Source organism: Chryseobacterium sp. 22458 (genome assembly GCF_052044975.1).
In the GTDB taxonomy this organism is placed as follows: Bacteria; Bacteroidota; Bacteroidia; order Flavobacteriales; family Weeksellaceae; genus Chryseobacterium.
Map to the genome: position 1 here is coordinate 1,619,162 of NZ_JBQEOA010000001.1, position 13,101 is coordinate 1,632,262.

The window sequence follows — 13,101 nt, forward strand, 5'->3', positions numbered from 1 at the left end:
TTTGTAATTCAAAGAACATGAAACTTAAATTATATATTCTACTGGTCTTGCTGATCGGTAAGAGTTTTTTTGCCCAGAACAATTATTACTGGGTAGGCGGCGCCGGAAGCTGGACCGACCTCAACCACTGGCGTATTGGTTCGTCATCAGGACAGACCGCCACCATTATTCCTTCACGCTATGATAATGTATACATCAATTCGGGAAGCGGATTTCCTGCAAGTGGTTCCGTCACCCTTACGATTCCTTCTTCTGCAACCTGCAAAGACTTTATCATTGATGATTCATTTACAGGAAAAGTGAATTTCCCGGCAGGAAGTATCTTCAATATCTATGGAAATCTGAAGTGGAAATCCAATGCAGGAGCTCTTTACAATATGACCATGAACCTGTACGCTGACAGTTCAAATTCAACCCCTAATCTGATTGATATTCCGGATAATCTGATTGATCCTAATTATATCTATATCAACTACACATCTTCTATTAATCTTAAAGGAAACGGAACCTTCAAACTGGTCAGGAACTTTGTCAGCAACGGTTATTTTCAGTTTAATGTCAGCGAAAGTGCTTTTCTTGATACTGATAATAAAAACATTACTTCCCAGCAGTTTGTATACAGTTCTACCACTGCTTCTAAGCTCGGGACCTCAACGCTGGCCGGTAATCTTGCCACTTTTAATGCTGCGGCCAATCTTACCCAAGCCACTCTTTCTTATTCAAACCTGACCGTTCAGACCACACAGGATATAAAAAAGATTGCATTGCCTGCAATTGCCGGATATGTCCAGATAACAGGGGGTAACTCACTGAAAGTTGATGAAATCCTGGGAACCGGAACCACAGGCGGCAGTATCGGCGGAAATGAATTTATTATCAACAAGATCAACATGTATGCTTATTCTGTTACTGCCAATGTATTCAAAGCCAATGATATGGCTGTAGGTGACGGAACGGTTGATCTTTCAGGAATACGGTATGAAATTAATAACCTTACATTGGGTAAAGGAAATCATATCTTTAAGGCTCAACAGTTTGATATTAATCATCTTATACTTAATGGCGGACAATATAATTTCCGACAGAATGCCAATCCTGCCCCCAATTATTTCCAGATCAATCAAAGCCTTACCGCCAATACTGCCTGTAATGGGGCTATTCCAAAATTCGGGGGAACTGATATGACCTACCCTGTTAACCTTATTATTCCATCTAGCATCAACGGAAACGGGATCGCATCTTTTGCAGGGTACAATATTGCCAATGTAAAACTTACAGGCGGCGCTTCCGTAACTGCCGGGATAAATGGAGGAAACAACACCGGCAATATTACCTATCCCGGAATCTCTCCGAAAACGTATTATTGGATAGGTGGCGGAGGAAACTGGAATGATCCCGTGCACTGGTCATTCACTTCGGGAGGCCCTTCTTCCAACTGCGTTCCTACGATGTATGATGATGTGATTTTTAACACCGATTCCGGCTTCAGCACAGGAAATAATACTGTAAACGGCACTGCCGGGGTTTCTGTACGGAATATGACCTGGAACAACGCTCCTTCCAATCCTGTTTTCAATGCCACAGCTTTTGTATACGGGAATCTTTACCTTCAGAAAGATATGACAACGGGTGTCAATACAACATTCAATATACAGAAGTATACCGTTAATGATCCTGTCACAAACCGATATATGAATTTTGAAGGGCAAAAGGTTTATCAATTGTCGATATCCGGAAATGATAATTTTTACCTATTACCATCAGCGAGTTCTGCTCCTTATGATCTGGAGGTTGCCGCCACACTTAATTTCGACAATAATGCACTCACAGGTACGATGTATGCAGATGGAAGGAAAATAAAAGCGGGTGAATTCTGGCTGGGAGGAAACATCGTCAGTATTGATAATGCTTTATTGCGTGCCACAACCCTTAATATCAGTACCAAACAGCCTATTAACGCATCGAATTCCACGATATATGCCACCAATTATAACGGGCGGTACAATAACTTTGGAAATATCAACCACTTTTTTGGCAAGGTCTATAAAGAAGGAACGGCAATAGGAGATATACAGTTTATAAATACCGGAACATTCCAGATCAATGCCGGCGATATCAGATTTTACTATACCAATAAAGCCGGTAATGTAGCCATCAATACTGGTTCTAATATTACCATGTTTGATTCTTTTACAAAATTGATTGTAACGGACAGTTTTGCTTATAACCGTGCAGATTGTGATCTTGTTCTTAATTTTACAGGCCAGGGGGGAAATAATCTTATACTCGGAAACAATATTAACGGAACCGGTTTTATTGAACTCAACCGTATGAATATTAAGGGCATCAATGCCGGATATGTGACTCCTGTTGCAGGCTCTAAACCCGTAAATGCAAATAATTCTATTGACAGCGGAAATAATTCAGGGATCAATTTTACCGTTCCTACAGCTAAAAACTTTTACTGGAAAGGTGGTAACGGCAGCTGGAACGATATCAGCCATTGGTCTCTGGATCCGTCAAGTGCAAGACTGGCATCCAACTGCGGGCTCCCTACGATCAATGATAATGTATTTTTTGATCAGTATTCAGGGTTTCCGGCTGGGAATATTACAGGGATCACCCTGAATAGCGATGTTTCTGTAAATGACATTACATTCAGCGGTCTTCCGGCCAATACAAAGTCTCATTTTACAGGCTATAACAACTATTATAAAATACTGGTCAACGGAAATACTGTTCTGCACCCCGGATATTATGATGCCGGATATTTTAGCGGATTTAATTTCATAAATACCAATAAACCTGCGGGTACTCTCAAAAATATAACTCCCAACGGAGCAACTTCTGTGTTTACTTTTGCAGGAAATGCCACATGGAAAATCAACAGAGGTACGACGCAGTACGACCTTGTCAATTCTGTTATTAACCAGAACAATATTGCAGGAAATATATTGGATATAAGCGGCACAGTCATAAGCCTAAACTCCATGACACTGAACGGAACCCAGCTGGTGATGGACAATGCTGATCTTACCGTCAATACCGGAATTACTGTCAATACTTCATTACCGATAACCAATACTGCCAACAGTGTCCTAAAACTGGCTAAACCGTATACCAGTATGGGAAATGATATCATCTTCAACAATCTGAATCATTATTTCGAAAAAATAGAGTTTACCAATACGGCAGGCTCAGGTGATCAGGCTATTGCCTTCAGCTTTCCAGGAGGAATGATCAATCATTTTACGATCCGCTCTGCATCTGCTGCAAGACTGGATAAAATTAATCCTTCGGTGATCTTCAAATTCCCGATGAATGTGAATAATCTTACAGTAGAAAAGAATAATCATATTGCCTTAGATGCCAATTTACAGGTCAATCACTCACTCATTATGCTTGGAGATTGTATAGACAGACTGACTTTTGCCTCTTCAAGTAATCAGACCAAAACGCTTGTACTTCCGAATTACGGCACCAACCCTTCCAACTACACCATAGACAGGGTTCAGTTTAAAGCGATTTCTTCCTCCGGAGGGCAAACCTATACGGCATCCAAAGGGACGGATCTTGGAGGGAATACAGGAATCAGTTTCCCGGATATGACAACCTCGGCCCCTAGAAATCTTTACTGGATTGGCGGACAGGGAGAATGGAGAGATCCTTCACACTGGTCATTAAATTCAGGCGGACCTGGTATTACCAACTGTGATATTCCAACATCTGCTGATAATGTATTCTTTGATCAGAATTCAGGATTTACTCCTGCTCTGAATAAGATATTCATTAAAGGAATCAGCCTTTCAAAAGCCAATAATGTTACTTTTACCAATGCTACAGGCCAACCTGTTATGGATTTTGGTACCGATGGCGGTAATCCTTACTATCTGACGGTTTATGGAAACCTTACCTTACAGAGTGACCTTAAGATCATTGTTCCGTTAAGCAGTTACGGCCTTACCCGTAATATCATTATGGCTCAGGGAGCTTCAACAGGAAGAACACGGTATATTGACACCAAAGGAGCCTATACTTATCTGAACATCAACGCTCAGGATTATTTTGAATTGAAAAGCACTTATCAGGGAGATATGAACTTTACGAATACTGCAGGTTTCAAAACCAACAGCTACCCTATTACTCTGCTGAATTTCAGCTGGAATCAGACCATCAATAATAATCCTGTGGTGGATTTCGGACAATCTGTGATTACAGGAACAAGAGCAAACAGTGCAGGCACAGCTAATTACTATATGGCTTCACTTCCTTTTTATGGCTTCTACAGTCCTTATTTTTATATCAATTCCGGAAATAACCCAATAATACTGAATACAGCTGATGCAAAAGCCAATGTAGGATATTTTACAACCATTACACCAGACTCCTTCAACTTTGGGGATCTTACGATATGGAAAGACGGAAGTGTAAATACCGGATCCAAAGTCTGGAATTTTAATAAACTGACCTTCATGGGAAGTACTACCGGAAGCTCGGTAAGTACCCTTGTTTCTGCCGGAAAATATAAAACACTGTATTTCAATCCCGGGTCTTACCAGATTGATAATAATCAGACGGTAACTGAAAATCTCTTTATGACAGGAACACCTTGCAACAGGATTTCCGTAGTAAGATCCATCGCAGGCCAGAATACCATCAGTCTTGATCCGGCAGCTCTCTATACCATGTTCTATGCCTCTATTAAAGATATGAACTTTTCCCGTCCTGTAAATGCTTTCGGAAACAGCCAGGATCTGGGAAATACCAATAATCTTACCATCGTTCCTACGAATGTACAGGCAGCGGGCTTCGGAGGAAATAAAACCCTCTGTGCTTCAGAATTTCCCAAAACATATGATGCCTCCACATTATTCGGGACAGATACCAATGCAGCATATACCTGGACCAAAACAAATAGTCCTAACCAGGGAGCCATCAGCACAGACCGTATGGTTACCTTCACACAGCCGGGAACCTACAGGGTAAATGTTACCTACAGTCAGGATGGATGCAACATTACAGAAGATTTTACGATTTCATCTGTTGCATTACCTGCTGATAATACAGCATCTTCCGTAACGAGTGCCGTGAAGCAGCCTGCAGGTGACGTACAGGTAAAGTTTAAAGGATCTCTTGCACAAAGCTATATTTTCACCTATACCATTAATAATGGTCCGGATCAGGAGGTTACTTCAGCATCCAATGGTGAAGCCATTATCCTGCATTCTAAAAACCAGACCGGAACATTTGTTTACCGTCTCAAAGGGATCAGATTTGCAAGTGGAGATGCCTGCCCTATGGTTATTAACGATAAAGAGATCATAGTGAATATCAATCCTGAATGCCCTACTCCCGGAGTAATGATGCTGATGGATCATGTTCTCAGAGGATGTACGGCATCTTTGGGAGCAAGACGTCTTTCAGAATTGAATCCTGCAACGGTATTGAACCCTCCGGCTGATGCAGGAGTTACAAGACCAATCTCAGGAACAGGAATTGTAATAAAAGAAGGAAATGAAGTCTATATGATCCGTAATAGAGATGCTTTGCCTGAAACGCTGACTCTTCCGGCCAACAAAACACATATTCAGGGAGCAGTCATTTATCACAATGACCATTTCTATGAAGGAGTGGAAAACGGAAAGTGGATCAGAGTGGATAATGACTAAACAAGATCTGCATTTCATTAAAACTACCTGATCATTATGAACCGCATTGGACTTGTTTCAATGCGGTTTTATATTTTCTGCCGGTCAAAAAATGCTCTGATCATCGCTGAACTTTCGCTGGCAGGTCTCAAACAAACAATCTCTCCGGATTCACCGGTTGTTATATGACCTTTAAAGGCATCCGGCATTCTTTCATATTGCTCATTCACCTGCTTCAGCAAATCTTTAAAACACTCATAACCATATTTTTCTACCATAAACGGTAAAGCATTTTTACCTCTCAGTAATTCATACTCCTGATAATTGTAAGGTGTTGTTTCTTCACGTTTTGCTAAAATAGGTTTAAGCTTACTGATCAGCTTTTCAATTTCTTTTTCATCAGAAAACTGAGCCAGCCCTCTCAAGGCATAGATTTTCATATCAAGGTATCTTTCTTTTTTGTAAGCCTGTTCGAAAAACTGCTGAAGTTCAGGATTGGGGAAATCATAAAGCAATTTCAATATCTTATTGCGATAATGAATTTGCTTCGTGGATTTATAAATCCGGGTCAAGGTTTCAAAATTTTCAGGATTGATATGCTTTGAAGAAAGATTCAGTAATGCATTGCTGAAACCGGTATGACTTTCCTTAACATTTTCATCTGACAGAATTTCCGGAAATATATTCATAGTATTAATAATATAAATTTTGGTATTTTTTACTGCAAATTGAGAAAAATTATTGAAAAATGCTCTGCAACAATATACAATTTTAAGTTTTGGCTGAAGCCAATGGAATATTTAAATTAATTTGGCGAGCTAAAGCCCGCCTCTGTTTATAATAGCCACGAATGCACGAATTTTCTTCTATTCGCCTACCCATGACAGAAAACGATTCATGAAACAGCCGGTTACCTTTAAAAGTTTGAGTAACTTTACCGCCCATTCCTCACTATGCAAATATCAGATATAGAATCCTTCTTCAATACTTCCGATCATTTATTTCAGGAAATACAATATCCTGCAAAAACCATACTCCTTAATGAAGGTCAGATCTCAACCAAAATGTTTATGGTTAAAAACGGAGCATTACGGGAATACTTTTACAGGGACGGGCGTGAGCTTACCCTGGAATTTATAACGGAAAATCAGGCTGTTGCTTCTTTTGACAGCTTTTTAAACGGAACTGCCAGTGAATTTTTAATTGAGACCCTGGAGCCTTCAGTTATCTATGAAATTCCGGTCTCCATCTTCCGGGAATGGATGCAAAAACCTGAATTTCAGCAGCAATTCAATATTCTTTTCTATAAACGTTTCAGCGAAATCACTGCAAGACTTATGTCGTTCATTAAAGATTCTCCTCAGGAAAGATACGCCAATCTTCTAAAAAAAAGACCGGAACTTCTTCTCAGATTTCCTCAGCATTATATTGCTTCTTATCTGGGAATTACCAGTGTTTCCCTAAGCAGAATCCGGAACCGCAGGTGATTTATATCCCTCAGTATGTTTTGTCTATTTTATTTTCCTGATATTTCTTTACAATTGTTATCGTTCAGTCATAATCTGCAGAGGTAATTTTGCTTTGTATTAAACAAAAATTATGAAACATATTATCGAACAGGTTTTCAGCCGAATTTTAGAAAACCCTGTATTGGACGAAACATTGATTGAAAAGTATTTTTCAAGACAATATGTGCAACTGGTAGATCATACCCGGCTCAACTATGATGAATTTGTCCTGCACATCAAAAAGCTTAAAGACAAAGTTTCCGAACAGAAAATAGAGATCATCAGCTATGCTGAAAACGAAAATAGTATTTTCACCAAACACATCGCAAGATCTGTATTAAAGGACGGCAGTATTGTTATTCATAAGGTATTGGCAGAGTTTACTGTTTCAGATGGAAAAATAATACAATGTGATGAACTGACTTTATTGTTGGAAGGAACTCATGATGCCAGAAATTTAGGATCTGAGATGTAAAAAGAGATTTTTAGTTTACGGTTTTCCGTAAATACATTATAGTATTGCTTGTTAATTTTGACAGGTAATCTATAAAACAATAAATAATCATGGCGTGGAGCTACAGAAAGAGAATTAAAGTAATTCCTGGTGTACATCTGAACTTTAGTAAAAGAGGAATATCCACCACTATTGGAGTAAAAGGTGCCAGCATCAACTTCAGTAAATCTGGTACAACTCTCAATACCAATGTACTTGGATTTTCTAACCGTTATAAATTATCCGGTATTCAATCAAGACCTGATCCGATTCCTCTGAATCCTGAACCTTCTGTGAATTATACTCATTTTTTTGAAGAGAATATTTTCAGTGCTGATATCCATGAAATTACAAGCCAAAATATGCAGGGCATTAAAGAAGCCATTATTTTGGCTCAGCAACAAAAAAAAGATCTGAATTCCGATCTCAGAAAAATTACCCGAACTCTTTCTGCTACAAAAGCGAAAAAAATTCTAAGTTATGTATTTCTTTACGGGCTGATAAAAAAAGAGATTCCACAAAACTCAAACCGGGATATCAAGGCTCAGCAACAAGCTATTAAACAAACAAAAGAAATGATTGAGAAGTGTTATGTAAATCTCGACATTGATTTTGACATTGATATTAAAAGAAAATTTGAAAAAGTTTACGAATCTTTCAAAAAGCTTGCTACTTCTCATAAAATATGGGATATTACAAGTGCTTATTCTCAGGACAGAGTGGCAATGCGTTCTTCTGCAAGCACAATTGTGAGCAGAAGAGAGGTTCATTTTGCATTACGAACAATTCCTTATATAAAATCGGATTATTATGCATTGTATATGAAAAATGCAAATGGGGCCGACATTTACATATATCCAACATTTATTGTAATGTATACCAATGAAAATAATTTTGCCATTATCGGAATCAATGAGCTGAATTTCCAACAAACGTATACCCGTTTTACTGAAACCTCAACTGTTCCACGGGATACCAAAGTCATTGGTCAAACCTGGGCTAAAGTCAATAAAAACGGAACACGAGATAAACGATTCAAAAGTAATTATCAGATCCCGGTGGTACGTTATGGCAATATCAGACTTTCCACGATGACAGGACTTAGGGAAGAATATGAATTCAGCAATTATGAACTCACAGAAGAATTTGGTAAAGCTTTTGAAGCCTTTCAATTAGAATTCAGATGGTGATAACACTTTCTTAAAACTGTTTTCAAGCATTCATGAAAACAGTTTTTTGCTTTGATCGAACACTTCCCATTCCAGTATGAATAATCTTTAAAAACAACATTAATTTTCTCTTCAAACCTTTTCCCAAACAGACTTTTAATTTTGTTCCCATGGAGTCTACTGAAAGATGTGAAGAGAATTTTAGTGGTAAGATAATAATTTAAGAATAGCTAAATAGCTTCTCTTTTAGGAATTTGCCCTATCATCTTCAAATCTTAATGGTTGATTATTTCAGATGTTTTCGTAAAAAACGGGCGGTATAGGAGGCTTTATCCTTCAACAGTTCTTCCGGAGTTCCTTCAAACATAACCTCACCTCCAAATTTTCCTGCTCCCGGTCCTATATCAATAATCCAGTCTGCCTGGGCAATAATATCCAGATTATGTTCTATAACGATCAGGGTATTATGCTGATCTGTAAGTTCGTTGAAAAAAGATAAAAGCTTTCGGGTATCACTGGGATGCAGGCCTGTGCTCGGTTCATCCAGAATGATTGTCTGATGGCTGTGTCTGAGCTCTCTGGTTAATTTAAGCCGTTGTCTTTCTCCGCCGGAAAAGCTATCTAAACGCTGTCCCAAAGTAAGGTAATCCAGCCCTAATCTGATCAGTACCTCAAAATGCCTGACGACCGATTGATCCGTAAAAAAAGAGACGGCTTCCGAAACGGTCATATTCATTACCTCTACGATCGTTTTTTGATTATATCTGTACTTTAAAACCTTGGGGTCAAATCCGGAACCGCCACATTCTTCGCAAGGCTGCTCAATATCATCCATAAAAGCAAGATCTATTCTTTCGACCCCCAATCCTTTACAATTTTTGCAGGCCCCTTCACTGTTTCTGCTGAACAGTTTCTCAGAAACATGGTTAGAATGGGCAAAAAGCTGACGTACAGTATCGGATATATTTAAATAGGTGAGCAGATTGGAACGGGCACTGGCTGCAAACATAGACTGGTCTATCACAGTAACATCAGGATAAAACATAGGTAAAACCCTATTGATCAAAGAGCTCTTCCCTGAACCGGCCACACCGGTTACTACTGTCATCACCCCGGTTGGAATACTTACATTTATATTTTTTAAATTATGAAGATCTGCATTCCTGATTTCCAAATAACCTGAGTGTGGCCTTGGTTGCTTATTGATGACGGGCTTCTGTGCAAAATAAGATCCTGTTTTTCCTTCGGAGCCCATCAGCTCATCAAATGTTCCTTCAAATATTACTTCGCCACCGTTTTTTCCGGAACCGGGCCCTATATCAATCACCCAGTCTGCCGTTTTGATAATATCAGGGTCATGTTCCACAATCAGTACAGAATTTCCTTTGTCCCTGATCTGTTCAATGATGCTGATGATATTCTGTAAATCTTTCGGGTGAAGGCCAATGCTTGGCTCATCAAAAATATAGAGCAGATCTACCAGGCTGTTTCCCAGATTCCGGACCATTTTTATACGTTGGGACTCACCTCCGGAAAGTGTATTGGTACTTCTGTCCAATGTCAGGTACTGCAATCCGATATTGATGATGTTCTGTAATTTTCCGGAAAGTTCTTTAATGATTACTTCATAGGTTTTCGATTCTAAAGAATTGATAAATCCGGACAATTCATCAATAGAAAGTGCTGTACAGTCTGCTATACTTTTTCCTTTAATTGTACAGGATAATATTTTTTCATTAAGACGTTTTCCGTGACAGGATGGACAGGTTTTCGTAACGATAACATTTTTGAGGGCATCTTTCCTTGTTATATTTTCCTTTGAATCCTTTTTAAGGAATGCTTTTTCTATTCTTGGAATAATGCCTTCATATTTTACAGTCTTCCCCCAATCTTTATGAGGATGTTTCGGTTTATGCTCTTCTGCATACAAAAGTATTTCCCATTCTTTATCTGTAAAATCTTTAAGTTTTTTATCATTGTCGAAATAACCGGATAAAGTATATCTTGTTAAGCGCCATCCTCCAGGCTGAAAAGTCGGAAATTGTACAGCTCCTTCGTTTAAAGATTTATTCTTATCAATCAGTGTTGTAATGTTCACAGTCTGAATAAATCCCAATCCTTCACATTCCGGGCACATCCCCTGCGGATTGTTGAAAGAAAAAACATTGGAATATCCTACAAAGGGTTTTCCCATTCTTGAAAACAAAAGTCTCAGAGAGGCGTAAACATCTGCTGCCGTTCCTACTGTAGACCTGGCATTGCCCCCCAGTCTTTTCTGATTGATGATAATAGGAACATTGAGGTTTTCAATTTTATCTACATCCGGTATACCATAATGCTGCAGTCTGTTTCTTACAAAACTGTTCTGAGTTTCATTGATCTGTCTCTGAGCTTCTGCGCCAATGGTTTCAAATACCAGAGATGATTTTCCCGAACCCGATACTCCCGTAAAAACAACCATCTTATTTTTTGGAATATTTATGGAAATATTTTTAAGATTATTCTGCCTTGCATTCGTAATTTTTATATTTTCCATGATACAATGATTACCTTTGTTAATAATTAACTAAGTTAAGTATATTTCTCATGAAACCCATTGAAAAAGAATTTTTTAACACATTTACTGATTTTCAGTGCCTCATTCTGGCTCATATGAACAGAGGGAATATTAACGGTGTGACAGCTGCTCATTATAATATTATTGAGTTTATACTCCGGAAAAAAGGCGCAACGGGAAAAGAAATATCAGCAGCTTTTAATATAAGCCAGGCCGCCATTTCAAAGCAGCTGAAATTTTTAATCAGTCACGATCTTATTATTCAGAAACAGGATGAAACGGATCGCCGGAAATTTAACCTTTCTGTTACGGAAAAGGGCCGGTTTATCATCGAAAATTCAGAAACCTTCCGGAAAAATATCACCCGGCAAACCTCTGCCGTACTAACTCCGAAAGAACTGGATCAATTTAATTACCTGTTGGGTAAGATTTTAGGGCATCTCAGGTTTTAACGGATGAGGCAGTGTGTAAATAATTCCGCTTATCTGTGAAGTCAGCAGAATCTGTGAGAAATAATTCCAGCATATAACTTTTTCCAAACGCAAAGTCTATCTTTGTTCATGCTGAATTTTAAGGGGCTAAGAGTAAATCGATTTTCAATTGATTGGATGAAGCGACTGTGTAAATAATTCTTACTTATAAGTTCCAAACAGCCTGTCCCAGAGAGATGTATAAAATCCAAAGTTTTTGGTTTCATCCTGATGGTGCAGATTATGAAATCTTGTTGTCCCCACAAAAAATCTGTCGAAAGAAGCAGGAAAAAATTCTCTGTTCAGATGGCCGATGGTTCCCCATATCAGATTGATCAACAGATAAATGGAAATTGAAATTACAGAAAAATCATAGCTCATCAACAACACCAGCATCATCAGCCCGAAACCCATCGTTTCTAACGGATGAAGCACAAAAAGACTCAGGTAATTGGTACTCACATGCTCATGATGTTTCCCGTGCAGGAATTTGTACACAAAGGGTAAATGAGCTGCATAATGAAAAAAATACATCAGAAGATCCATTAAAAGAAGTAATACAATCACTTCAAGGAAAATTGTTATTACCAACTGTCCGGATCCCAGCTGAATCCAGCCGTTTTTCCATAAAAAAACACCAATCAGCATGACCAGACTATTACAGATAATGGTAAGAAAGCTCAGGCGAAAATCAGATTTTGTAACAGGATGATCTTTTTCCTGCAAAGTTTTTTTGCGACAGGTCTTGTCTATAAAAAGATACAATCCTATGGAAAAAAGATAAAGAAAAATATTGATGATAAGACTGAACACCAGCCACTGCGGCCAGGAAAACTGCCAAAACAGGTGTAAATATCCCGATAAATCTGACGCATAATAATTCATAAATACCTCCTCTCAACTTGAAGTTATAAATGTATGAATTTAAAAACAAAACAAGTGAAGCATAGAATGGCAGGCCAGGTCAAACACATTAAAATTTTCCCAGAATAATTGATTCAATTAATTGATTTTTGAAAATCTCTGAATTTCTTATGTACAAACATCTGTACAATGTGTATCATATGCAAGAAATCAATAATAACTACAAAAGATTCTGTGTTGATTTGTAAATAAATTTTATTTTTTTTACTGAACCATTAAGACCCATTAAGAAGATAAGAATATTAAGAAGAGCTTCGCTTTAAGAATTACACCTTAAAAAATCTTTGATTTTTACCTTAACTTATCTTAAAGCCTTCATTTTCCTTAATGGT

At 38.3% G+C, this 13,101-nt stretch carries 8 protein-coding genes; 5 read left to right on the top strand and 3 right to left on the bottom strand.

Annotated features, from left to right (window positions below; all coding sequences use genetic code 11):
* Positions 1 to 17: 17 nt before the first annotated feature.
* Entirely contained in the window at positions 18 to 5,669 is a 5,652-nt protein-coding gene (locus ACTJJF_RS07225) for a hypothetical protein (protein WP_440699194.1), read from the top strand.
* Between the two features lie 68 nt (positions 5,670 to 5,737).
* On the opposite strand, the gene ACTJJF_RS07230 is transcribed toward ACTJJF_RS07225, so the two are convergent.
* Positions 5,738 to 6,337, bottom strand: a complete 600-nt coding sequence (locus ACTJJF_RS07230) for a hypothetical protein (protein WP_312306074.1) — start codon at positions 6,335 to 6,337, stop codon at positions 5,738 to 5,740.
* Between the two features lie 264 nt (positions 6,338 to 6,601).
* On the opposite strand from ACTJJF_RS07230, the gene ACTJJF_RS07235 reads away from it, so the two are divergent.
* The 3 genes from ACTJJF_RS07235 (at position 6,602) to ACTJJF_RS07245 (ending at position 8,839) form a co-directional block, all read left to right on the top strand.
* Positions 6,602 to 7,135, top strand: coding sequence for a Crp/Fnr family transcriptional regulator (locus ACTJJF_RS07235; RefSeq protein WP_440699195.1), 534 nt, complete (start codon positions 6,602 to 6,604; stop codon positions 7,133 to 7,135).
* Positions 7,136 to 7,247: 112 nt separating this feature from the next.
* The gene (locus ACTJJF_RS07240) at positions 7,248 to 7,631 is read left to right on the top strand and encodes a hypothetical protein (RefSeq protein WP_440699196.1); all 384 of its coding nucleotides are present in this window, start codon (positions 7,248 to 7,250) and stop codon (positions 7,629 to 7,631) included.
* A gap of 89 nt (positions 7,632 to 7,720) precedes the next feature.
* Positions 7,721 to 8,839, top strand: a complete 1,119-nt coding sequence (locus ACTJJF_RS07245; RefSeq protein WP_440699197.1) for a DUF4236 domain-containing protein — start codon at positions 7,721 to 7,723, stop codon at positions 8,837 to 8,839.
* Between the two features lie 265 nt (positions 8,840 to 9,104).
* Here the strand turns inward: ACTJJF_RS07245 and ACTJJF_RS07250 are convergent, their stop codons facing one another.
* The gene (locus ACTJJF_RS07250; protein ID WP_440699198.1) at positions 9,105 to 11,354 is read right to left on the bottom strand and encodes an ATP-binding cassette domain-containing protein; all 2,250 of its coding nucleotides are present in this window, start codon (positions 11,352 to 11,354) and stop codon (positions 9,105 to 9,107) included.
* A gap of 50 nt (positions 11,355 to 11,404) precedes the next feature.
* On the opposite strand from ACTJJF_RS07250, the gene ACTJJF_RS07255 reads away from it, so the two are divergent.
* The gene (locus tag ACTJJF_RS07255; RefSeq protein ID WP_440699199.1) at positions 11,405 to 11,827 is read left to right on the top strand and encodes a MarR family winged helix-turn-helix transcriptional regulator; all 423 of its coding nucleotides are present in this window, start codon (positions 11,405 to 11,407) and stop codon (positions 11,825 to 11,827) included.
* Positions 11,828 to 12,007: 180 nt separating this feature from the next.
* On the opposite strand, the gene ACTJJF_RS07260 is transcribed toward ACTJJF_RS07255, so the two are convergent.
* Complete coding sequence (locus ACTJJF_RS07260) at positions 12,008 to 12,730, bottom strand: sterol desaturase family protein (RefSeq protein ID WP_440699200.1); 723 nt, start codon at positions 12,728 to 12,730, stop codon at positions 12,008 to 12,010.
* Positions 12,731 to 13,101 lie beyond the last annotated feature (371 nt).